Annotated in this window: 25 protein-coding genes; 13 read left to right on the forward strand and 12 right to left on the reverse strand. The window is 69.7% G+C overall.

The genetic code is table 11. The annotated features are described in order from the left end of the window. Window positions 1–68: 68 nt before the first annotated feature. Entirely contained in the window at window positions 69–1,091 is a 1,023-nt protein-coding gene (locus FZN60_RS14725) for a zinc ABC transporter substrate-binding protein (protein WP_158874249.1), read from the reverse strand. Between the two features lie 53 nt (window positions 1,092–1,144). Between FZN60_RS14725 and FZN60_RS14730 the strand changes: the two genes are divergently transcribed. The 3 genes from FZN60_RS14730 to FZN60_RS14740 are packed head-to-tail and all read left to right on the forward strand — an operon-like array spanning window position 1,145 to window position 3,287. Beyond that, on the forward strand, window positions 1,145–2,077 hold the full coding sequence (locus tag FZN60_RS14730; RefSeq protein WP_158874250.1) for an ATP-binding cassette domain-containing protein: 933 nt from the start codon (window positions 1,145–1,147) through the stop codon (window positions 2,075–2,077). Next, entirely contained in the window at window positions 2,077–2,880 is an 804-nt protein-coding gene (locus tag FZN60_RS14735; protein WP_158874251.1) for a metal ABC transporter permease, read from the forward strand. Before FZN60_RS14730 ends, FZN60_RS14735 begins: the two co-directional genes overlap by 1 nt. Continuing rightward, window positions 2,880–3,287: a Fur family transcriptional regulator gene (locus FZN60_RS14740; RefSeq protein WP_158874252.1), complete on the forward strand. Its 408-nt coding sequence runs from the start codon at window positions 2,880–2,882 to the stop codon at window positions 3,285–3,287. The genes FZN60_RS14735 and FZN60_RS14740 overlap by 1 nt, the downstream gene beginning before the upstream one ends. Window positions 3,288–3,314: 27 nt before the next feature. Here the strand turns inward: FZN60_RS14740 and FZN60_RS14745 are convergent, their stop codons facing one another. The 3 genes from FZN60_RS14745 to FZN60_RS14755 all read right to left on the reverse strand — a co-directional run bounded on the left by FZN60_RS14745 (window position 3,315) and on the right by FZN60_RS14755 (window position 5,665). Beyond that, entirely contained in the window at window positions 3,315–3,746 is a 432-nt protein-coding gene (locus tag FZN60_RS14745) for a c-type cytochrome (protein ID WP_158874253.1), read from the reverse strand. A gap of 113 nt (window positions 3,747–3,859) precedes the next feature. Continuing rightward, entirely contained in the window at window positions 3,860–4,816 is a 957-nt protein-coding gene (locus tag FZN60_RS14750) for a carbohydrate kinase family protein (protein WP_158874254.1), read from the reverse strand. A gap of 96 nt (window positions 4,817–4,912) precedes the next feature. Beyond that, window positions 4,913–5,665, reverse strand: coding sequence for a DUF3750 domain-containing protein (locus FZN60_RS14755; RefSeq protein ID WP_158874255.1), 753 nt, complete (start codon window positions 5,663–5,665; stop codon window positions 4,913–4,915). 101 nt (window positions 5,666–5,766) lie between these two features. Here FZN60_RS14755 and FZN60_RS14760 point away from each other — a divergent pair, with 101 nt between their 5' ends. Next, window positions 5,767–6,786, forward strand: coding sequence for an asparaginase (locus tag FZN60_RS14760; RefSeq protein WP_158874256.1), 1,020 nt, complete (start codon window positions 5,767–5,769; stop codon window positions 6,784–6,786). 9 nt (window positions 6,787–6,795) lie between these two features. Here FZN60_RS14760 and FZN60_RS14765 read toward each other — a convergent pair whose 3' ends face one another. The 4 genes from FZN60_RS14765 to FZN60_RS14780 form a co-directional block, all read right to left on the reverse strand. Then, complete coding sequence (locus tag FZN60_RS14765; protein WP_158874257.1) at window positions 6,796–7,599, reverse strand: NYN domain-containing protein; 804 nt, start codon at window positions 7,597–7,599, stop codon at window positions 6,796–6,798. 88 nt (window positions 7,600–7,687) lie between these two features. Then, window positions 7,688–8,074 (reverse strand): type II toxin-antitoxin system death-on-curing family toxin, encoded by a 387-nt coding sequence (locus FZN60_RS14770; RefSeq protein ID WP_158874258.1) that lies wholly within the window; start codon window positions 8,072–8,074, stop codon window positions 7,688–7,690. After that, a complete protein-coding gene (locus tag FZN60_RS14775) occupies window positions 8,071–8,292 on the reverse strand; it encodes an AbrB/MazE/SpoVT family DNA-binding domain-containing protein (protein WP_158874259.1) in 222 nt (73 codons plus the stop codon). Before FZN60_RS14775 ends, FZN60_RS14770 begins: the two co-directional genes overlap by 4 nt. Before the next feature lie 67 nt (window positions 8,293–8,359). Beyond that, the gene (locus tag FZN60_RS14780) at window positions 8,360–9,991 is read right to left on the reverse strand and encodes a sensor histidine kinase (protein WP_158874260.1); all 1,632 of its coding nucleotides are present in this window, start codon (window positions 9,989–9,991) and stop codon (window positions 8,360–8,362) included. Window positions 9,992–10,224: 233 nt separating this feature from the next. Between FZN60_RS14780 and FZN60_RS14785 the strand changes: the two genes are divergently transcribed. Next, complete coding sequence (locus FZN60_RS14785; RefSeq protein WP_158874261.1) at window positions 10,225–10,464, forward strand: NINE protein; 240 nt, start codon at window positions 10,225–10,227, stop codon at window positions 10,462–10,464. Window positions 10,465–10,473: 9 nt separating this feature from the next. Here the strand turns inward: FZN60_RS14785 and FZN60_RS14790 are convergent, their stop codons facing one another. The 3 genes from FZN60_RS14790 to FZN60_RS14800 all read right to left on the reverse strand — a co-directional run bounded on the left by FZN60_RS14790 (window position 10,474) and on the right by FZN60_RS14800 (window position 13,689). Further along, window positions 10,474–12,027 carry an FAD-dependent oxidoreductase gene (locus FZN60_RS14790; RefSeq protein ID WP_246726816.1) on the reverse strand — a complete coding sequence of 518 codons (1,554 nt, stop codon included), beginning with the start codon at window positions 12,025–12,027 and terminating at the stop codon, window positions 10,474–10,476. 158 nt (window positions 12,028–12,185) lie between these two features. Next, entirely contained in the window at window positions 12,186–12,902 is a 717-nt protein-coding gene (locus FZN60_RS14795; protein WP_158874262.1) for a L,D-transpeptidase, read from the reverse strand. A 124-nt stretch (window positions 12,903–13,026) separates the two neighbouring features. Beyond that, window positions 13,027–13,689 (reverse strand): haloacid dehalogenase type II, encoded by a 663-nt coding sequence (locus FZN60_RS14800; RefSeq protein ID WP_246726818.1) that lies wholly within the window; start codon window positions 13,687–13,689, stop codon window positions 13,027–13,029. Between the two features lie 127 nt (window positions 13,690–13,816). On the opposite strand from FZN60_RS14800, the gene FZN60_RS14805 reads away from it, so the two are divergent. The 5 genes from FZN60_RS14805 (at window position 13,817) to FZN60_RS14825 (ending at window position 18,307) form a co-directional block, all read left to right on the forward strand. After that, window positions 13,817–14,689: a branched-chain amino acid aminotransferase gene (locus tag FZN60_RS14805; protein WP_158874264.1), complete on the forward strand. Its 873-nt coding sequence runs from the start codon at window positions 13,817–13,819 to the stop codon at window positions 14,687–14,689. A gap of 122 nt (window positions 14,690–14,811) precedes the next feature. Then, on the forward strand, window positions 14,812–15,414 hold the full coding sequence (locus FZN60_RS14810; protein WP_158874265.1) for a superoxide dismutase: 603 nt from the start codon (window positions 14,812–14,814) through the stop codon (window positions 15,412–15,414). Window positions 15,415–15,603: 189 nt separating this feature from the next. After that, complete coding sequence (locus tag FZN60_RS14815; protein ID WP_158874266.1) at window positions 15,604–16,068, forward strand: c-type cytochrome; 465 nt, start codon at window positions 15,604–15,606, stop codon at window positions 16,066–16,068. 14 nt (window positions 16,069–16,082) lie between these two features. Further along, window positions 16,083–17,027, forward strand: a complete 945-nt coding sequence (locus tag FZN60_RS14820) for a c-type cytochrome (RefSeq protein ID WP_158874267.1) — start codon at window positions 16,083–16,085, stop codon at window positions 17,025–17,027. A 74-nt stretch (window positions 17,028–17,101) separates the two neighbouring features. After that, window positions 17,102–18,307 carry a Gfo/Idh/MocA family protein gene (locus FZN60_RS14825; protein WP_158874268.1) on the forward strand — a complete coding sequence of 402 codons (1,206 nt, stop codon included), beginning with the start codon at window positions 17,102–17,104 and terminating at the stop codon, window positions 18,305–18,307. 206 nt (window positions 18,308–18,513) lie between these two features. Here FZN60_RS14825 and FZN60_RS14830 read toward each other — a convergent pair whose 3' ends face one another. Then, window positions 18,514–20,619, reverse strand: a complete 2,106-nt coding sequence (locus tag FZN60_RS14830) for a S9 family peptidase (RefSeq protein ID WP_158874269.1) — start codon at window positions 20,617–20,619, stop codon at window positions 18,514–18,516. 276 nt (window positions 20,620–20,895) lie between these two features. Here FZN60_RS14830 and FZN60_RS14835 point away from each other — a divergent pair, with 276 nt between their 5' ends. From FZN60_RS14835 to FZN60_RS14845, 3 genes are read left to right on the forward strand one after another with little or no spacing between them, the layout of a single operon-like run. Further along, window positions 20,896–21,312 (forward strand): DUF423 domain-containing protein, encoded by a 417-nt coding sequence (locus tag FZN60_RS14835; protein ID WP_158874270.1) that lies wholly within the window; start codon window positions 20,896–20,898, stop codon window positions 21,310–21,312. 35 nt (window positions 21,313–21,347) lie between these two features. Further along, complete coding sequence (locus tag FZN60_RS14840) at window positions 21,348–21,713, forward strand: YbaN family protein (RefSeq protein WP_158874271.1); 366 nt, start codon at window positions 21,348–21,350, stop codon at window positions 21,711–21,713. 32 nt (window positions 21,714–21,745) lie between these two features. After that, window positions 21,746–21,925 carry a hypothetical protein gene (locus FZN60_RS14845; RefSeq protein WP_158874272.1) on the forward strand — a complete coding sequence of 60 codons (180 nt, stop codon included), beginning with the start codon at window positions 21,746–21,748 and terminating at the stop codon, window positions 21,923–21,925. Window positions 21,926–21,940: the final 15 nt, after the last annotated feature.

Here is a 21,940-nt window from a genome sequence, read left to right on the forward strand (position 1 = left end):
CGGCACCCCGGCGGATCGCATCCGCCGGGGTGCTTCGTTTTCGAGCCGGTCGGTGGGCGGCGGAGCGCCTAGCCGTTAAGGCAGGCGTGCAGCTTCTCCGCGTTCTCGATCATGAGGTCGGTGTAGAGATCCGGCCCGGGCGCGTGGTCGATGCCGACATAGTCGAGCGGCGCGATGCGGCTGGTCTCGTCGGCGAAGAGGGCGGTCAGCGATTTCGGGAACTGCGGTTCCGACACGAGGCAGCGCGTTCCGGTCTCGGCGATCCTCGCCTTGATCTCGGCGACGCGACCGGCGCTCGGCGTCACGTCCGGATTGATGGTCACCGAGGCGACCGCCTTCGGCCCGAAGGCGTGCTCGAAGTACTGGAAGCCGTCATGGGTGACGACGAAGCCCTTGCCGGTATTGGCGGCCAGGATCGCCTTCGCCTTCTCGGCCGCGGCCGTGATCTTGGCCTTCTCGGCCGCCGCATTGGCCTCGTAGGTCGCCGCGTTGGCAGGGTCGATGCCGCCGAGTTCCGCGGCAATGGCGTCGACGATCCGCTCGGCATTGGCCGGGCTCATCCAGACATGCGGGTCGAACTCGCCGTGGCCATGCCCCTCGTGGCCCTCGTGATCGTGGCTCGCCTCCGCCTGCTCGGCTTCATGATCATGGTCGTGATCCCCGCCCGCTTCGGCGTGATCGTGTCCATGCTCCTGGCCATGGCCGTGGTCATGCGCCTCGAAGGCCCCGCCCTCGCGGTTCGGAAGGCGCTCGATGCCCGGCGCGTCGTCGGCCGCGACGAGCTTGGCACCGGACGCGAGGTTGGGCAGCGAGTCCGTCAGGAAGGTCTCGTAATGTGGGCCGATCCAGAATACCGCCCGCGCCTCGGAAAGTTTCGCCGCGTCCGAGGGCTTCAACGCGTAGGAATGCGGCGACTGCGCGCTGTCGACGAGAAGGTGCGGCTCGCCGACGCCCTGCATCACGGCGGACACGAGCGAATGCAGCGGGCGGATCGAGGCGACGACGTCCGGCGCCTCGGCGCGTGCAACGGCGGCCGGCAGGCACAGAAGGGTGGCGGCGCCGAGCGCGCGAAGGAGCGGGCGAATGGACATGGGAGAAGGCGTCCTGTATCGTGTTTTGTCAGTAATGTTATTACATAACGATCATGACCCGCAGCCTGTCAAGCGCTTCCGCTCCGTCTCCTTCAGCCGCCGCTGCGCCGCTCATCGAGGCCGCGGGCCTCGGCGTGCGGCGTGATGGTCGCTGGCTGGTGCGCAACGTGTCCCTGTCCGTGCGCCCCGGCGAGATCGTGACGCTCATCGGCCCGAACGGCTCGGGCAAGAGCACGACGGTCAAAGCGATGCTCGGCGTCCTCTCCGCCGACGAGGGACGCATCGAGCGGCGCGCCGGGCTCAAGGTCGGCTACGTGCCGCAGAAGCTCGCCGTGGACTGGACGCTGCCGCTGACCGTCGAGCGCATGATGCGGCTCGTCGCCAACCATCCGCGCGCCGCGATCGAGGAGAGCCTCGCCGCCACGGGCGTTGCGCACCTTGTCGGCGCCGAGATGCGCAACCTGTCGGGCGGCGAGTTCCAGCGCGTCCTTCTCGCCCGCGCCATTGCCGGGCGACCGGACCTCCTCGTCCTCGACGAGCCGGTGCAGGGCGTCGACTTCAACGGCGAGGTCGCGCTCTACGAACTGATCGGCCGCATCCGCCGCGAAACCGGCTGCGGCATCCTCCTCGTCAGCCACGACCTCCACATCGTCATGGCCGAGACCGACACGGTGATCTGCCTCAACGGCCACGTCTGCTGCCAGGGCCCGCCGCGCATCGTCGCCGAAAGCGACGAATATGCCCGGCTCTTCGGCCCGCGGGCGCGGGGCGCGCTCGCCGTCTACGCCCACCACCACGACCACGCGCACCTTCCCGACGGCCGCGTCGTGTCGGTGGATACCGACGGCACGGTGCACGACCACCTCCACGACGCCGCCTGCGGATGCGACGGGGAGGGGCCGTCGCATCACGACCATCACCATCACCATCATCACGGCGGCGCGCATTCCCACCCGCCGCACGGTACGGGCGGGGAGGCGGCCTGATGTTCGCCGAGTTCTTTGTGCGGGCGCTCGTCGCCGGGCTCGGCGTGGCGCTGGTGTCCGGCCCGCTCGGCTGCTTCGTGATCTGGCGGCGCATGGCTTATTTCGGCGAGACCATGGCCCATGCTTCGCTGCTCGGCGTCAGCCTCGGCCTGCTGCTCGACCTGCCGCTGCCGCCCACCGTCTTCGCGACGGCGGTTCTCGTCGCGCTCGCGCTTCTCGGCCTGGAGCGGCTGGGCGGGCTGTCGACGGATGCTCTGCTCGGCATCCTGTCGCATGCCTCGCTGGCGCTCGGCTTGGTGGCGGCGGCGCTCGTGCCGAACCTTCGCGTCGATCTCATGAGCTTCCTGTTCGGCGACATCCTCGCCGTCACCTGGTTCGACGTCGCCGTGGTGTTCGGCGGCGGGCTCGGAGCGCTCGGGGTTCTCGCGCTGTTCTGGCGCCAGCTCCTCGCCTCCACCGTCAGCCCGGAGATCGCCAGCGCCGAGGGCATGAAGCCCGGCATCGCCCGGCTGATCCTGGTGGTGCTCGTCGCAGCGGTGGTCGCCGTGTCGATCAAGATCGTCGGCGTCCTCCTGATCACCGCCATGCTGGTGATCCCGGCCGCCACCGCGCGGCGCGTGTCGCCGAGCCCCGAGGTCATGGCCGTGGCATCCAGCCTTTGCGGCATGGCCGCGGTGGTGGCCGGGCTCTTCGCCTCGCTGAACTTCGACCTGCCGCCGGGACCGGCCATCGTCGCGGCCGCGCTGCTGGTCTTCCTGGCGAGCCTTGCCGTGCCTCGCCGCCTGATCATGGGGAGCCGCTGATGGCCAAGACCAAGATCGGCCGCAATGAAAACCTGGTGCTGGAGGCGCTTCGCGACGCCTCGGGGGCGCCGCGCACCGCCTATCAGCTGCTCGAGACGCTCCGGCCCGAAGGGCTGAAGGCGCCGCTCCAGGTGTATCGGGCGCTGAAGAGCCTGTCGGAGCGCCACCTCGTCCACCGGCTGGAAAGTCTCAACGCCTATCTCGCCTGCTCCTGCACCCACGGGGAGGGCGAGGAAGACGGGCACGCGCTGGTCTTCGCGATCTGCGACGGCTGCGGCACCGTGCGCGAGTTCGCCGATCCCGCCCTCGGGGAGCGCGTGAAGGCGCTCGCGGCCGAAACCGCCTTCACGCCGCGCTTCGCCGCCACCGAGATCCACGGCACCTGCGCCGATTGCCGGGCGGGCTGAGCCCGTCCGGCGGGATGGTGTTTGCGTTCAATTCGCCGGGGCGGTCGGGTTGCCGGCCTCGTCGAAGGTCAGGAGATGGGCGATGAGGTTGTCGATCTCGGCCGGGTTCTTCAGGCCGGGAAAGGCCATCTTCGTGCCCTTCACGACGGCGCGCGGGTTCTCCAGCCAGGGCCGCATCGTTTCGGCGGTCCAAGGACCCTGGCTCGCCGCCCAGTCCATGAACGGCTTGGAGAACTGGTAGCCTTCGACGGCGCCGGGCTGCTCGCCGATGATGCCGTTGAGCTCGGGGCCGATCTTGTTGGCGGCGCCCGGTCCCAGCGCGTGACAGGCCTTGCACTTGTTGAAGATCGTCGCGCCGGCCTTGGGGTCGCCGGCGCCCTGCGCCGCAGCCTCCGTCGCGGCGATGCCCGCAATGCCCGCGGCGGCGAGCGCCGCAGCGACCACGATTGCGATCCGCATGTTTCCTCCACACCCGTTCGAATCAGGTGCCCAACCCGGATCGCACGATAGCGCCCGGCGCCGCCGCGGCAATCCGGACCTTCGAACGATTCCAGGATGAAGAGCGGTGCGGCTTATCGGGCCAGGGGCGCGAGGCCGAGGTCGGCGCGACGCGGCAGGTCGGCCCCGCGCCGCCCGCAGGTGACGGCCGCCGCGCGTACGGCAAAGCCGATCAGCGCTTCGAGGTCGCCCCGGCCGAACTGCGCCAGTGCCTCGCGCGACATCTGCCCGTCTTCGGCGAGTTTCGACAGCATGGCTGCGAAGAAAGTGTCGCCCGCCCCGACGGTGTCGACGACCTCGACGCGGACACCGTCGACGGAAACGGACACGCCGGAGGCGGACAGAGCCATCGCCCCCTTCTCGCCCCGGGTGCAGACGGCCAGACTTGCACCGAGCGAGACCCATTCGCCGAGGACGTCGGCGATCTCCCGGTTGGGGTAGAGTTGCGCGAGATCCTCGTCGCTCGCCTTGACGAGCGCCGCGGAGGCCACGAACTCGGCGACCTTCACCCGCCAGACGTCGAGATCCGGCACGATCGAGGCGCGGATGTTCGGATCGTAGGAGATGAACAGCCGGTCCTTTTCCTGCGCGACGAGCTTGGACAGCGCGAGCGAGGTCGGCTCGGAGACGGTCGTGTAGGATCCGCCGATATGGATGGCCGCGACCTCGGGCGCCAGCGCCTCCGGCACCTCGTCCGGCACCACCGAACGGTCGGCCGTGCCTTCGGTGTAGAAGGAATATTGCGGCACGCCCGCCGCCGAGAGCGAGACCATCGCGAGCGTCGTGTTGCGGCCCGTCGGGATCAGGAAGCTCTGGTCGATCGACTCGGCCGCCATGAAGGCGCGCAGCTGCCGGCCGTAGAGATCGTTCGAGATCTTGCCGAAGAAGGCGACTGGGTGGCCGAGCCGGGCGAGGCCGAGCGCGGCGTTCAGCGCCGAGCCGCCGATGCGCGCCTGGAGGTCGATGCGCGACACGTCCTCGCCGGTTTCCGCGAAGACGTCGAACAGGGAATCGCCGCAGCACAGAAACATCGGATCGCACCCTCCATCGGGGCGGCCGTCGTCATCTCCCCGCCGCATCCCGTCGGCCGACGCTCTAACAAGCTTTGCGGGTGCGCGAAATGGGGATCAGCGCTCCCCGAGCAGCGTGTAGGTGCCGAAGGCCGGGATCTTCACGCCGACGTGGCGCAGGTCCAGGCCCGCGACGAGGCCGAGGATGTTGAGCTCGAGCCCCGACTTCGCGCCGACGGCCAGCCCCGCATAGCCGAACAGCGAGAAGCGGAGGTCCCGCCCGTCCGCGTCGACCGATACGAGGCGGCCGTCCGAGGGATAGTCGCGCCCGACGGCGGCGACCGGCATGGCCGCGTCGAGCCCCGGCACCGAGCGGATCACGAAGGCGGTGAAGGTGTTCGAGTTCGGCCCGGGAAAGATGTGGTAGCCGCCGCTCATGGCGTAGGGATAGGCGCGGATCGCCTCGCGCACCTTCGGGATCAAACGCTCGGCCGCCTCGCCCTTCACCTGGAAGATGACGCGCGGCACGTTCGAGTACCAGCGCCCATCGGCGGGATAGCCGTTGTAGCGGACCGGCGAGCCCCAGCCGACCTTGTCCCAGCGCTCGTAAGGGGCGCCGCCGGGCTCCTTGACGACGATCCAGGAATGCTCGGCGATCGCGCCCTTCAGCCCGCCGGTGCGCGCCGCCATGACGAAGAGCGCCGCTTCCGGGCTCTCCTTGGCCGGCGGCAGGATGGCGGCCGAGCCCCAGTCGGCCTGGCGCCAGGAGCGGGGATGGTCGCCCATGACCCAGAGCGCGGCGGAGACCGCGGCGGGAACGAGGTAGATGAGAACGAAGGCGGCGAGGCAGAGCATAAGAACGCGGCGCATGCGGCTGGCGGGACCGGGATGAGGTTGCTAGGAGCGGCGCGGCCCGTCGACCGCATCGGCAAAGATGGTGTCGGCGCCTGCGGGCCGAAATGAGATGGCGCATGGAAAATCCGGTTCTGGTCGAAGTGACGCGGGGTCCGCTGGTCGAGAGCCGCCACCGCGGCGCCTTCGCGGTGGTGGACGCCGGAGGCGCGATCGTCGCGAGCGCCGGCGACGTCGAGCGGCCCATCTATCCGCGCTCGGCCATCAAGGTGTTCCAGGCCCTGCCGCTGGTGGAGAGCGGCGCGGCGGACGCCTTCGGCTTCGGCGATGCCGAGCTGTCGCTCGCCTGCGCCTCGCATTCGGGCGAGCCCGGCCACGCGGCGCTCGCCGCCTCCATGCTGGAGCGCGCCGGCCTCGGCCCCGTCTGCCTCGAATGCGGCGCCCATTGGCCCTTCGATCCGGCGGTCGCGCGTGACATGGCGCGGGCGGGCGCGGAGCCGACGCCGCTCCACAACAACTGCTCGGGCAAGCATGCCGGCTTCCTCTGCACCGCCGCCCATCTCGGCGAGGACATCGCGGGATACGTGCGGGCCGAGCACGTCGTTCAGCGCCGCGTCACCGCGGCCATCGCCGACGTGACGGGCGCCGTGCTCTCGCCGGACGTCCGCGGCACGGACGGCTGCTCGATCCCGACCTATGCCGCGCCGCTCGCGAGCTTCGCCCGCGGCTTCGCGCGGCTCGCCGCCGGCACGGGCGTGCCGGCCGAGCGGGCGCGGGCCGGGCGCCGGCTGATCGAGGCCTGCATGGCGCAGCCCTGGGAAATGTCCGGCACGGGCCGGGCCTGTCTGCGCGTGATGGAGGCGGCGCCGGGCCGGATCTTCGCCAAGACCGGCGCCGAGGGCGTCTTCTGCGGCGCCCTACCCGAACAGGGCCTCGGCTTCGCGCTGAAGATCGACGACGGGGCGACGCGGGCGGCCGAGAGCCTCGTCGCGGCGCTTCTGGCGGAACTCGTCAGGCGCACCGAGCCGGATCTCGCCGCGCGCCTCGACGCGCTGGCGACACCGGTCCTGCGCAACTGGGAAGGCGCCGAGGTCGGCGGCCTTTGCCCGACCCCGGCGGTGGTCGCGGCCGCTCGCTGAGGGCCCGCCTCAGGAGGGCTTGGCGGCGGCCTTGCTCGTGCGGCGGCGCGGCGTGCGCGCGGGCTTCTTGGCTTCGTCCGCCGTCTCGGCGGCGCTGCGGGTCTTCAGCCGGATGCGCGCCATGCCGTTCGCGCCGCTCTGGATGTCGAAGAGGCCGGACGCGCGCACGAGGTCGCTCAGCTTCTTGTGGCCGAAGGTGCGCGAGTCGAAGTCGGAATAGCGGTTGAAGATCTGCTTGCCGAATTCGCCGAGCCCGATCCAGCCGTCCTCCGTTTCGTCGCGCTCGGCCAGCGCGAAGACCTCGCGAAGGAGGTCGCGGGCCTCGCCCATGCCGCCCTGCGGCGCCGGAGCCGCCGCTCCGCCGGCCGGCGCCGGCAGGAGGTTCTCCGTGTAGATGAAGCGCATGCAGGCCTGGCGGAAGCTTTCCGGCGTCTTCGCCTCGCCGAAGCCGTAGACGGCAAGGCCGTTCTCCCGCAGGCGCGCGGCGAGGCGGGTGAAGTCCGAATCGGACGACACGATGCAGAAGCCGTCGAAGCGCCCCGAATGCATGAGGTCCATGGCGTCGATGACGAGCGAGATGTCGGAGGCGTTCTTGCCTGTGACATAGGCGAACTGCTGCTGCGGAAGGATCGCGTGGCGCGACAGGACGTCGGTCCAACCCTTCATGCGCGGACTGGAGAAGTCGCCGTAGATGCGGCGCACGCTGGCTTCGCCGAGCTTGGCGATCTCGTCGAACAGTCCGTCGACGATCCGGGCGGAAGCGTTGTCGGCGTCGATCAGGACGGCGAGGCGGTGCGAGCGGTTGTCGGCCATCGGGGCTCCCTGTTGCGTTCGGTGGCGGGCATAGCACGAAACGCCCAGTGCGGGACGATGGATCGTATCCGGCCGTCGGCAAGCCGGTTCAGGCGCGCCGCTCCGTGAAGTCGCGGAACCAGCGCGCCGTCTCCGCCTCCTCCACCGCCCCGGCCGCGACGTCCATGACGAACTGGTAGACAAGCCCGTTGTCGGCGGTAAGGGCGTAGCCATGCTTGGCCAGGAACACCGCCGCGACGAGAATCCCCGTGCGCTTGTTGCCGTCGATGAAGGGGTGGTTGCGGAGGATTCCGTAAAGATACGCGGCTGCGAGGTCGTGTACCTCGGGTTCGCCATAGGCCGCCTTGTTCACGGGCCGGGCCAACGCGGATTCGAGAAGTGACGAGTCGCGGATGCCTCGAAGGCCACCGAAGCGGTCGATCTGCTCGACCTGGATCTGCTCGACCGCCGCCTGGGAAACCCAGCGCCAGTTCACTTCGCCAGCCTGGTCAGAGCGTCGCGATACTTGTCCATGAATTCGCGGGCGTGTGCGAGCTCTTCCTCGAACTCGTCCGTCGATTTGACGAGGCGGATGCCATCTTCCGTCGGTATCGCCTGGAGACGATCGCCGGTGGAGAAGCCGGCGCGATCGAGAAGCTCCTTCGGCAGGATCACGCCCTCCGAATTGCCGATCTTGCGAACCACCGTGTTCATGACGCGTCGCTCCTGCAGTAATAACAAGCGTTATAACTACGGTGCCCGATCGATCGCTTCAAGGGCGTCAATGGGCGAGGATCGTATCGAGGGGCGCGCGTAGGGTCCAGACGACGCCGGCAGGGTCGTAGGCCATGTGGACGGATCCGCCGAGACCACGGGCGGTCATCTTCTGCGTGACCAGGGTGCCGAATCCCGAGCGTTTCGGCTCGACCACCATCGGGCCGCCGATCTCGCGCCAGGTGATGCTGAAGTCGTCCGCCAGCGTCCAGTCGATCTCGACGCGTCCCTCGTCGACGGACAGGGCGCCGTACTTCGCCGCGTTGGTCGCGAGTTCGTGGAAGGCGAGCCCGATGGTCTGGGCTGCGGACGGGTTGATCTTGACCTCCGGGCCGGACGCCCGGATCTGACCGCCTGCGCCGAAGGCGCGGAGCTGCGACGCGGCGAGCTCGGCGACGGAGGCCGAGTCCCAGCCCCGGCCGGCCAGGAGATCGGCCGAGCGGGCGAGCGAGCTCAGGGCCTCGGAAAGGGTGGCGAGGAACTGCGTCGTGTCCGAGCTTTCCTTGGCGGCCCGGCGGGCGATCGCCGCGATCAGCGCGTACTGGTTCTTGGCGCGATGGGTCATTTCGCGCATCAGGAAGCGGTTCTGCTGCTCGGCCTCGCGACGGTCGCGGGATGCCTGGGCCAGTACCTTCGACACCTCGCCGATCTCCATGATCTCGGTGGAGACCGCCGAGGCCGGCTCGCCCCGCCCGATCCGCTCGGCCTGGATCTTCAGCACCTCGATCGGCCGGGCGATCTTGCGGCCGAGGTACCAGGCCAGAAAGATGCAGAACAGGAGCAGCAGGGCCGTTCCCCAGGCGAGGAGAGCCCAGGACCGGATGATCGGCCGCTCGACCGCGCTGCCGGGCACGGTGACGTGCGTGGTCCAGCCGGACAGCTGGGAGCGCACCTCCGCCTCCAGCGCGCGGTCGTCGGATGGCGCGGCGGGCTCGGCCGGATCGGGCGCGACGCGCACGATGGAGCGCTTCTCGTCGTCGCTGATCTCCGCCGTCCAGCTATGGGGCAGCTGGCGGGCGGCGACCACCTCGTCGAGGTCCGCCGCGCTCTTGTTGATCGCGAGAACGTAGGGGACGGTGTCGCCCCGGCGCACGGGCACGGCGACGTAGAACACCGTTTCCCCGGCCACGGGCCCGTAGAACACGCCCGACACCTGCGGCTCGCCCGTCACGAAGGCGCGCTCGATCGCGGGCGGATAGGTGACCTTCCGCGGCGGCGACGGATAAGGAAGCCGGGTGTTCATGACGACGTCGAGGTTCGGCGTGACGAGCGCGGCGTTGGTCTCGCTCCCGTCCAGCGCGACGGCCGTGCGCAGGTGGAAGTTGGCGAGGTCGTTGGCGTCGATCGAGGGCGAGGAGGCGAGGACCCGCGCCGTCGTGATCATGCCGAAGATCTCGCGGTCGACCGCGTTGGAGATGATCTCCGCCGTGTCCGCCACCTGCGTCAGCGCGACCTCTTCCTGCTGACGGTCGAATTCCAGGATCAGGAAGACGCTGAACAGGATCGCCGGCGCCATGACGACGAGCGCGAAGCCGATGAGATAGGCGATGAGCGGCGGTCGGCGTCGCAGCCGGCGCGCCATGCGGAACGGCCGCAGCCCGGCGCGGAGAAGACCCGTTTTTTCGGCGTCGGCGGCCATGAGGGGGCAATTCCGGTGATGGTCGGCACGCGCGGCGGTGGGACGGCCCCTTCGACCCGCCCGCCGCCGCGCGAGCGTGTCACGACTATAGGTGATGGTCCGCGGAAGTGCCAGGATGCAGGAGCCCTGCGGTCGCTCCGAGAAGTTTCGCAGCGACATCGATACGCCCGGTGCGTGCAAATCCTCGCCCGGCTTCCTATGTCTGGAGGAAAGGCTTCAAGGAGAATCCGTCCGTGAAATCGGGACCTGTCGCGTTCATCTTATGGCTCTGCTGCCTGATCGGCATCTGCGGGTTGCACCGCATCTATCTCGGCCGATTCTGGACCGGCCTCTTGTGGATCTTCACCTTCGGTCTTCTCGGCGTCGGGCAGCTCATCGACCTGTTCCTGCTTCCCGGCATGGTGCGGGAAGAAAACCTGACCTCGCGCCTTCAGGCGATCGAGCGCGAGCGCCGTTACGTGCCCGCGCGGTAAGGAGCAGGCTCAAACCAGCAGCGACCGGACCGTCCAGCCGGCCGCTGCCAGGCTCTCGCGGCGCGGCGCCGGTTCGCGCCGCAGCAGCGCGTGGAAGGCCGGCGTCTGGTCCTTCTCGCCGGCGCCGAGCGCGGCCCGGACGATGCCGCCCTCGACATAGAAGGCGGTGAAGCTGTCGCCGTCGATGTCGCCCTCGATATGGACCTCGTCGAAGCCTTCGGCGTGGCCGACATAGCGCAGCGGCGAGAACTGCGCGGTCCAGAAGAAGGGCACCCCGTCGAAGGCGGCGTCCCGTCCCATCATGGCGCGCGCGGCATGGCGGCCGTGCTGCTGCGCGACGCGCCAGTGCTCGATCCGCATCGGCTTCTCGTGCCCCGGCAAGGGGAAGGACGCGACGTCGCCGCCGAGAAACAGCTGATCGGCCGCCATCAGCCGTTCGTCGACGGACAGGCCTCGGCCGGCCGTCTCGGCGCCTTCGACGAGGCCGGACCGGGGCGCGGCGCCGACGGCGGAGATCAGGAGGTCGGCCTCCACCCGCCGCCCGTCGTCCAGGACGACGGCGCCCGGCTCGACCGAGGCCGCGGTGGCTCCCGTCAGCACCGTCACGCCGTTCTCGCGGTGCCGGGCGAGGAGGCGGCGGGCTACGGCTTCGCCGAACTGCTTGGCAAAGGGCAGCGGATCCCGAGCGATCACCGTGACGCGCTTGCCGCTCTGCGCGAGGGCGGCGGCGGCCTCCATGCCGATGAAGCCCGACCCGATGATCGCGACGCTCGCGGCCGGATCCGCCGCGGCCTTCAGGGCCTTGGCGTCGGCATGGCTGCGCAGCGAGAACAGCTTGGCCGTATCGGCGCCGGCGAGATCGAGCGGCGCTGCATCGCTGCCGGGTGCCGCGAAGCAGGCGTCGTAGGCGAGCGAGCCGCCGTCGGCGAAGCGGATGACGCGCGACGGCGCGTCGACGGCGGCAACCGCGCGGTTCATCCACTCGATGCCGCGGGCCGCGAGATCGTCCCGATCGGCGATCGGCAGGCCGTCGTCCTTCTTCTTGCCCTGGAGATAGGTCTTGGACAGGTCGGTCCGGTCGTAAGGGTTCTCGTCTTCCGCCGAGATGAGGACGATCCGGCCATCGAAGCCGGCAGCGACGAGTTCGTCGGCGCATTCGAGGCCGGCCGCTCCGGCACCGACGATCGCATAGACCTTCGAGCCGCCGCGCCGGCGGTCGGCGGCGGTCACGGCCGGGCGGCTCGTCGCAGCGCCCGGCTCGACGTCGACGAGAACGCGGCCGTCCTCGACGCGCGTCTCGAAGCGGGCCAGGCATTCGCGCGCCGGCGGTTCCAGGCGCTCGCCGTCGGCAAGGTCGAAGATCGCGTGGTGCCAGGGGCAGATCACTTGGTCGCCGACGCGCAGGCCCTTCTTCAGCGGCGCGCCCTTGTGCGGGCAGCGGGCGCCGGTCGCGAGGACGCGCTCGCCGCTGCGCGCGAGGAGGATCTTGACGCCCTGCGCCTCGACCTCGGTCAGGCCGTCGCGGGAGAGATCGTCGAAGGCGCAGACGTCGGTCATCGGCATGGGGCGCTCCCTGGCATCGTTCCAATCGGTTCGCCGGGAACGACGACAGGCGGCCACCGTTCCGTGGCCGGCTGACGATCGTCACTGGAGCGCACAAACGAAAGGGCGGGAGCCCGTCGGCGCCCGCCCTCGCGATTATTCGCTCGTGTTCGAAGCGCTCAGGCGATTCCGACCTGCGTCACGATCACCGGCGCTCCGTCCGGCACGCGGTTGTAGAGGTCGATGATGTCGTGGTTCATGAAGCGAACGCAGCCCGACGAGACCGCCTTGCCGATCGTCCAGTATTCCGGCGTGCCGTGCAGGCGGTACAGCGTGTCCTGCCCGTTCTGAAAGAGGTAGAGGGCGCGCGCGCCGAGCGGGTTGCCGAGGCCGCCTTCCATGCCGTCGGCATATTCTGCGAGGTCGGGCCGGCGCTGGATCATCTCGCGCGGCGGCGTCCAGCGCGGCCAGCGCTTCTTGAACTGCACGACGGCGTTGCCGCCCCAGGAGAAGCCCTCGCCGCCGATGCCGACGCCGTAGCGCATGGCCCGGCCGCCCGGCTCGACGAAGTAGGCGTAGCGCGAGGCCGTGTCGACGACGACCGTGCCGGGCATAGCGCCGGTCGGATCGGCGACTTCCTGGCGGAAGAAGCGCGGATCGACGCGGGAGGGATCGATGGCCGGAATCTGGAACCCGTCGTCGTAGATCGGCCCGTACATGTCGGGAAGATAGGCGCTCGCATAGGGCGATCCGCCGGCGAAGGGCGTCAGGCCGGCGATGCGGGCGCGCGGGCCCGTGGTGCAGCCGGCGACGAGCGTCGTCGCGCCGAGCCCCAGGCCGACGAGAAGAGAGCGGCGCGACAGCCCGTCGCGCCCCGCGATGGGGGAAGAGGTCATGATCCAGCCTGCGGTTTTTTGGCCGCCGATCACGCCGGCGACGCTTTTTGACTTAGGCGCTGAACGGAGTTCGAGGAAAAAAGTTCCTCTTCCTTGAAATCGACAAGGATCGCGCGTCCGCGCCTCAGATCAGGTCCGGCAGTCCGGCAAGGTCCGGCAGCACCGCGCTCGGCGGCATGTCGAGATATTCGTCGGGTTCGTTGCCGCGATTGATCCAGACTGCGTGGAAGCCGAAGCGCGAGGCGCCCGCCACGTCCCAGCGATTGGAGGACTGGAAGCTGACGGCGTCGGGATAGATGCGGAAGCGCGTGGTCACGAGGTCGTAGACGCGCGGGTCGGTCTTGAAGCAGCCCGCATCGTCGGCCGAAAGGACCGCGTCGAAGAGGCTCTCGATACCGGCGCTGCGCACGGCGCGCGCGAGCATGGCGTGGCTGCCGTTGGACAGGATCGCGAGCCGCGCCCCGCGCTCCTTCAGCCGCCGCAGCGTCGCCGGCACTTCCTCGAAGGTGTCGAGGTCGCGATAGGCGTCGAGAAGGCGCTCGCGCAACGCCTCGTCGCGGCAGTCCTTCTTGGCCATGGCCCAGTCGAGCGCGTCCTCGGTCAGCTGCCAGAAGTCGCGGGTCCGCGCGCCCATCATCGAGCGCGTCCAGGAATATTCGAGCTGCTTGCGCCGCCAGATCTCGGCGATCTCGCGCTCCTTCGCGCCCAGCGAGCCGGCATGGCGCTTGGCGGCCGCGCCCGTGTCGAACAAGGTGCCATAGGCGTCGAAGACGTAAACGGAATGCACGGGTCGTCCCTCCGGGGCGGCGGTTGCGCAGGTCCAGCCGAGAAGCCTATGACGCGGGTGGAGCCGGAATGGAACCCGTTCTTCGCGTTTGCGAAGGGATGGGGTGACGCGGAAAAGGACAAGTGGCATGGCGGGCGAGACGTCGAAGACGCGAACCTTCGTCGACGGGACGTGGCTGGACGGCAATCCGGGCCTCATCGGCCCGCGGAGCCACGCGATCTGGCAGGGCACCAGCGTCTTCGACGGCTCGCGCTGGTTCGAGGGCGTGGCGCCCGACCTCGATCGCCATTGCGCGCGCGTCAACCGCTCGGCGGAGGCTCTCGGCCTCAAGGCCCTGGTCCCGGCCGAGGAGATCGCCCGCCTGACCTGGGAGGGCCTGGAAGGCTTCGACGGCTCGACCGCCGTCTACATCCGCCCGATGTACTGGGCGGAGGAGGGCGGCTTCATGGGCGTGCCGGCCGATCCGAACTCGACGCGCTTCCTTCTGTGCCTCTACGAGACGCCGATGCAGCCGCCAACGAAGGGCCTGACGCTCGGCGTATCGCCCTTCCGCCGGCCGGGTCCCGAGACCATGCCCACCGCCGCCAAGGCGGGCTGCCTTTATCCCAACAGCGGCCGGGCGATCATGGAGGCGGCGGGACGCGGCTTCGACAACGCGCTCATGCTCGACCCCGTCGGCAACGTGGCGGAGACCGCAACCTCCAACATCTTCCTCGTCGCCCAAGGCGTCGTGAAGACGCCGACGCCGAACGGATGCCTGCTCGACGGCATCACCCGCCAGCGCGTGATCAAGCTTCTGCGCGAGGCGGGGCGCGAGGTGGTGGAGTGCTCGCTGACCGTCGCGGACTTCCTCGCCGCCGACGAGGTGTTCACCACCGGCAACTTCTCCAAGGTCGTTCCGATCGCCCGCATCGAGGGGCGCGACTACGGCGCGGGCGAGGTCTGGCGCGAGGCGCGCGAGGCCTATTGGCGCTTTGCCGGGATCAACGCGTCCGCCTGAATCGGCCCGCGGGTGGCTATTCGCCGCGGGGGCGCTAGAAAGAGCCGCAACGAATCGACGGCGCGCCGCCCGACGGGGCGCGTCCGAGACAGTTGGTCACCTGCCACGAAGGAGACGACCCCATGGCCTTCACGCTTCCCGAACTGCCCTATGCCTACGACGCGCTTCAGCCGTACATGTCGGCCGAGACGCTCCAGTTCCACCACGACAAGCACCACCAGGCCTATGTCGACATGGGCAACAAGCTCGCGGCGGAAGCCGGCCTCGGCGACGCCTCGGTCGAAGAGGTGGTGAAGCAGTCCTTCGGCAAGAACCAGCCGCTCTTCAACAATGCCGGCCAGCATTTCAACCACATTCACTTCTGGCAGTGGATGAAGCCGAACGGCGGCGGCAAGAGCCTGCCGGGCAAGCTGCAGACCGCGATCGACTCCGATCTCGGCGGCTACGACAAGTTCCGCAACGACTTCATCGAGGCCGGCAAGGGCCAGTTCGGCTCGGGCTGGGCCTGGCTCGCGGTCAAGGACGGCAAGCTCGCCATCATGAAGACCCCGAACGGCGAGAACCCGCTCGTTCACGGCGCGTCGCCGATCCTCGGCGTCGACGTCTGGGAGCACTCCTACTACATCGACTACCGCAACGCCCGGCCGAAGTACCTCGAGGCCTTCGTCGACAACCTCGTCAACTGGGACCACGTCCTGGAAATGTACGAGAAGACCGGCGCCTAAGCCTTTTCGTCCGATCGATCGGAGCGCCTCGCCGCATGCCGCGGCGGGGCGCTTTCGCGTTCCGCGCGTGCATCTCGCGAAGTTGAGAATAATTCCAGGGAGGGCGGATGCCGACTCGGCTCCGCTCCGCTACCTTACGGCGACGGAGCCGCTCGGCCGGCTCCCGGCACGAAACCGGAGCCCCTGCGCATGCGATTCCGCTTCTCTTCCGTTCCGCTTCTTTCCGCTCTCGCGCTGGCCGCGGCCGGCGCGGCCGTTCTTCCGGCCACGGCCCAGAACGGCGATCCGATCGCCGAGCGCCAGCAGGTGATGAAGGACGTCGGCCGCCAATCTCGCACGCTCAACCAGATGGTGAAGGGCGAGGCGCCCTTCGACGCGGCGGCGGCGGTCGCGGCCTTCCAGGCGATGAACCAGGACGCCCAGCGCTTCGGCACGCTGTTCCCCGAGGGCAGCGAAACGGGCGGCAACACCGAGGCCTCGCCGGACATCTGGACGAACCGCTCCGAATTCCAGGAGCATCTCGATAAGTTCGCGGCCGACACGGCGGCGGCTGCCGCCGCGGCGCCGCAGGACGTGGCGGCGCTTTCCGAGCAGTTCCGGGTGGTGGGCGGCAATTGCCGCAGCTGCCACGAGGACTTCCGCGTCGATAATTAACCGGAGTCCGGGAGATGCTGGAGCGGACCCTTGCCGTCGTGTTCGGGCTCGCCGTGGTCGGCGGCGGCGCCTTCTACGTCCTGACCACGCCACGGCCGCTCGACGCCGCGACGCTGGGCGACGGGGCGGGCGGCGACGTCGCGCGGGGCGAGCGCATCTTCCATGTCGGCGGCTGCATCTCCTGCCACGCGGCCGAGCGGCCGGAGGTGGGCGCCCAGCCGCTCCTCGCCGGCGGCGAACCGCTCGAAACGCCCTTCGGCACCTTCCACGGCCCCAACATCTCGCCGCACCCGACCGACGGCATCGGCGCCTGGAGCTATGCCGACTTCGCCAACGCGATGAAGCGCGGGCTCGACCCGGAAGGCCGGCACCTCTACCCGGCTTTCCCCTACACCTCCTACGTCAAGATGCGGACGCAAGACCTTGCCGACCTCTGGGCCTACATGAAGAGCCTGCCGCCGGCCGAGGGACGGGCGCCCGCCAACGAACTGGCCTTCCCCTTCAACATCCGCCGCGGCGTCGGCCTGTGGAAGCTCGCCTTCCTGCCGGAGGAGGGGCCCATCGTTCCGCTTGCTCCCGACGCGCCCGAGCCGGTCAAGCTCGGCCAGTATCTCGTCGAAGGCCCCGGCCATTGCGGCCAGTGCCACACGCCGCGCTCGTTCAACGGCGCCGGCGGATTGATCGAGACGCAGTGGCTGGCCGGCGCGCCGAACCCGGAAGGGCGGGGCGGCATCCCCGACATCACGCCAGGGGGCGAGACGGGATCCTGGTCGGAGAGCGACCTCGTCGAGTATTTCGCCAGCGGCTTCACCCCGGACTTCGACTCGGTCGGCGGCTCAATGGCCGACGTGCAGCGCAACCTCGCCGAACTGTCGGACGCCGACCGCGACGCGATCGCCGCCTATCTCAAGGCTGTCCCACCGATCGATGAGAGGGGAGAGGCGGCGCCCTCGCAGTAGCTGCGGCGATGCGGCGCGCGGAACGGCGCGCACGCACGCGGATTAGGCCAGGGCAGCCGTGAAGGAGCCCTGCCTTGAGCGACGACGTCCTGAACCCCAACCGCCGCCTTTTCGTCGGCACCCTGGCGCTCGGCCTCGGCGGCCTCGTCGCCGGCCGCGCCGCGGCGCAGGAGATCCCCGCGACGCCCATCGGCCGCCCGGAGCCAAAGCTCGAAAGCCCGCCGCCGGAGCCCGAGGCCGATCGGCTCGGCTGGGCCGTCGCTGGCCTCGGCGACTTCGCGCAGGGCTACGTCATCCCCAAAGGCCTCGGCGGCGCGCGCAAGGCGAAGCTGACCGGCCTCATCTCCGGCAATGCCGAGAAGGCGCGGAGCGTTGCCGCCCGCCACGGCGTGCCGGAGGGCGCGATCTACGGCTACGACATGGCCCGGCTTGCCGAGGACGAGACGATCGACGTCGTCTACGTCGTGACGCCCAACTCGACCCATGCCGAGCTCGCCATCCGCGCCCTCGAAGCCGGCAAGCACGTGATGTGCGAGAAGCCGATGGCGAACACGCCGGAGGAGTGCCGGCGCATGATCGACGCGGCGAAAGCCGCCGACCGTCAGCTGATGGTCGCCTACCGCGCGCACTTCGAGCCGAACAACGTGCGGGTGAAGGAGCTGATCGAGACGGGCGAGATCGGCCCGATCGCCTTCGCGTCGTCGGATCATCATCGGCCGCTGGACCTGTCGCTGCCGCGCGACGAGTGGCGGGCGAAGAAGGCCATTGCCGGCGGCGGCTCGCTCGTCGACATCGGCATCTATTCGCTGAACGGCGTCCTCTGGTTCGTCGGCGAGAACCCGGTCCGGCTTGCCGCCACGATCCACTCGCCGCCGAACGATCCACGCTTCGCCGAGGTCGAGAACCTGATGACGGCGCAGCTCGTCTTCCCCTCGGGCGTGACCGCCAACATCTCCTCGTCCTACACGGGCAACGTGAAGCGCATCGACGTCTTCGGCGACAAGGCCGGCGCCAAGCTCGACCCCGCGACCGCCTACACCGGCAACCGCCTGACCGTTGCGACGGCTGAGGCGAACGAGCAGTTCGTGCCGAAGGAGCCGAGCGAGGTGCAGTTCTCGCACGAGATCGACCACCTCTGCGACGCCATCCGCGATGGCGCGCCCATCGCCACGCCCGGTGAGATGGGGCTGCGCGACATCAACCTCATCCACGCGATCTACAAGAGCGCGGCGGAGGGGCGCTGGGTGGAACTGGCGGAGGATGGGTCGGCGCGGGGCTGACGCAGGGCCGGATGAGGCTCTGTTCCCCTCGCCCGCTTGCGGGAGAGGGTGCCCCGAAGGGGCGGGTGAGGGTGTCGGCCGCCAAGCGGCTAAGCAAGTCACTTCGAGGTGCGCCGCACTCTTCCCGAACCACCCTCATCCGCCTGCCGGCACCTTCTCCCGCCAGCGGGAGAAGGGAGAAGCGTCGGCGGCGCGCCTTGGCGCCGTCAGATCCCGTCCTTGCCCACCAGCTTCAGCGCGAAGGCGTAGATGAAGGCGACCTCCTCCAGCTTGGAGAAGCGTCCCGACGCGCCGCCATGGCCCGAGTCCATGTTGGTCCTCAGGATCACCGGATTGTCGTCGGTCTTCATCTCGCGCAGGCGCGCGACCCACTTGGCTGGTTCCCAATAGGTCACGCGCGGGTCGGTGAGGCCGGCCAGCACCAGAATGGGCGGATAGGCTTGCCGCTTGACGTTGTCGTAGGGGCTGTAGGAGGCGATGATCTCGTAGTCCTCGCCCGACACGATCGGGTTGCCCCATTCCGGCCATTCCGGCGGGGTGAGCGGCAGCGTGTCGTCGAGCATGGTGTTGAGGACGTCGACGAAGGGCACCACCGCGACGATGCCGCCGAACTTTTCCGGCGCCATGTTGGCGACCGCCCCCATCAGCATGCCGCCGGCCGAGCCGCCATTGGCGACGATCCGGTCGTAGGCCGTGAACTTCTCTGCCACGAGATGGTCCGCGGCGGCGATGAAGTCGCTGAAGGTGTTCGGCTTCTGCTGCCGGCGCCCCGCCTCGTACCAGCGATAGCCCTTGTCCTTGCCGCCGCGGATGTGGGCGATGGCATGGACGAAGCCGCGGTTCACCAGGCTCAGCGCGTTGGTGTTGAACGAGGCGGGAATGGTGATGCCGTAGGAGCCGTAGCCGTAGAGAAGGCAGGGGGCCGAGCCGTCGAGCGGCGTGTCCTTTCGATACAGGAGCGAGATCGGCACGGTCTCGCCGTCCGCCGCGGGCGCGAAGACGCGGCGCGTGACGTAGGCGTCCGGGTCGTGGCCGGAGGGCACTTCCTGGGTCTTGAGGAGCGTGCGCGTGCGAGCCTCGACGTCGTATTCGAAGGTCTGCGTCGGCGTCGTGAGGGACGAGTAGGTGAAGCGGATGCGGGTCGTGTCGAACTCGTAGGTGCCGGAAAGACCCAGCGAATAGGCTTCCTCGTCGAAGGCGATGGCGTGCTCGGCGCCGTCGGACAGGCGCTTCACGACGATGCGCGGCAGGCCCTCGCGGCGCTCCAGCCAGACGAGGTGACGTTTGAGAACGAGGTGGTCGAGGATCAGCCGGCCGTCCTCGTGCGGCACGTAGTCTTCCCACGCCGCGCGGCCGGTCGCGTCGACGGGGGCGGTGACGATCTTGAAGTCGCGGGCGCCGTCGACGTTGGTCAGGATGTAGAGGGTACCGTCCGCCTCGTCGACGTTGTACTCGACGCCCGTTTCGCGCTCGGCGATGAGGCGCGGCTCGGCCGCCGGGTTCTGCGCCGGGATGAGCCAGGCTTCGGAGGTTTCGTGGTCGTGGATGTCGATGACGACGTACTCGCCCGACTGCGTCTCGCCGACGCCCATGAAGAAGCCGGCATCGGTTTCCTCGAAGACCAGCCGGTCGTCGGCCGGGTCGCTGCCGAGCGCGTGGTAGTGGATGCGGCTCGGCCGGTGGTTGGCGTCGAGCCGTGCGTAGAACAGTCCACGCGCGCGTCCGTCCCAGACGCCGCCGCCGCTGGTGTCCTCGATCCGGTCGGGCAAGTCGGCGCCGGTCTCGAGGTCGCGGATCGACAGGGCGTAGAACTCCGAGCCCTTGTCGTCGTGGCTCCAGGCGAGGAAGCGGTGGTCGGGCGAGTGGCTGACGCCGCCGAGCGAGAAGTAGGCGCGGTCGGCCGCTTCCGCCTGCCCGTCGAGGATGATCGCGGTGTCGCCGCCGCCGGTCGGCACGCGCACGAAGCGCGGATATTCCGCGCCCTCGACATAGGACATGCCGTAGGCGAAGGGCCCGTCGGGCGCGGGGACGGAGGAGTCGTCCTCCTTGATGCGGGCGCGCAGTTCGGCGACGAGCTTGTCGCGCAAGCCCTTCGTACCGGCCATCACTGCTTCCTGGTAGCGGTTCTCCGCGTCCAGGTGCTCGCGGATGGCGGGATCGAGCAGCGTCGTGTCCTTGAAGACCTCCTGCCAGTTGTCGGCCCGCAGCCAGGCGTAGGGATCGACCCTTTCGCGCCCGTGACGCTCGTCGCGCGTCGGCCGCTGCTCGGGCAGGGGCGGATGGGGAAAGGGCGAGGCGTTCGGGTCGTGCATCGGTCGGGAAAGTCCATCCAGTCGGGATCGGGCGACAGCCGAAACTCGGCGGGAACGGGCTGACCCGCCCCGGCGCGATTCGCCGCCAAGGTAGGCAGCGGAGCCGGAGGGTGCAACGACGCCGTTCGCTCCCCCCTGCGCGAATTTGGCGGACGCCCCGGCTGTCTTCGCCGGGTCGCCGCTCTATGACCGGATCGAGCAGGGCATGTGAACGGGCGCGAAACGCGGCAGGCGACGGAGCGGGCAGGGCATGGCGGATCGGATGTCGGCGGTTGGATGGCGGGCGCCCGGTGGCCCGCGTTCCGCAAGGACGAGGCGCGCGTGATCGGCGCGTCGACGCCGGCCCGGCTCTTCGGCATCGCGGCCGGCCTCTTCGGCGGCTTCGGCACGGCGCTCGCCGCCGCCGCGAGCCACGGCGCGGATCCGCGCGGCATCGCGATCGCCGCCGCCATGCTGCTCGTCCATGCTCCGACACTCCTGGCGCTCGCGGCCCTGCGCGACCTTGCGCCGCGCGTCCTTGGACTCGCCGGCGGCGCTTTGGCGGGCGGCGTCGCGATCTTCGCCGCGGACCTTGCCGCGCGCCATTATCTCGGGACGCGGCTGTTTCCCGGCGCGGCGCCGCTCGGCGGGGGCCTCACGATCGCAGGGTGGGCCGGGATCGTCCTCGGCTTCCTTGTCGCGCGCCGGCCGTGACGGCGATTCCCGACGGCGAGGCGGAAAGGACAGGCATGCGAGCCCCGATGGCGCTCCTCTACCGGCTGCTGGGCATGGTCGCTCTGGTTCTCGCCATCATCGGCGTGCTGCTGCCGGGACTGCCGGCGACGCCGTTCCTGCTCCTGGCGGTGTGGGCCTTCAGCCGCGGCGCGCCGGCCTGGGCCGAGCGCATCCGTCGCCATCCGCACCTCGGCCCCTACTTGCGGAACTGGTCGGAGCGGCGGGTCGTCCCGCCCCGCGCGAAACTGGCGGCTGTCGTCTCGATGGTGGCGAGCATCACCCTTCTCTGGTGGACGGGGGCGGGACTTCTGCTGGTGGCCTGGGTCGTTCTGATCTGCTCGCTCGTGTCCGGCTACCTTCTGACGCGGCCCTCCGCCTGAGGCCCGACGGCCCTTCCTAGGAGTTTTCGTTCATGCGGCTCGCTTCGCGGCTCATCGCCGGACTCGTCCTCGCCGGCATCCTGGCCGGCTGCGGCGGCTTGAACCGCGCCGTCACGGTGTTTCCGAACGCGCTCGACGATCTCGCCGCCAAGCGCGACCCGGACCGGCGGCCGGAGGGCCGGGCGCCGGCATCCCCGCCCGCGCGTCTCTGAGGAGCGGGGCGCGCG

The sequence above is a fragment of the Antarcticirhabdus aurantiaca genome (assembly GCF_009765365.1).
Taxonomy (GTDB): Bacteria; Pseudomonadota; Alphaproteobacteria; order Rhizobiales; family Rhizobiaceae; genus Antarcticirhabdus; species Antarcticirhabdus aurantiaca.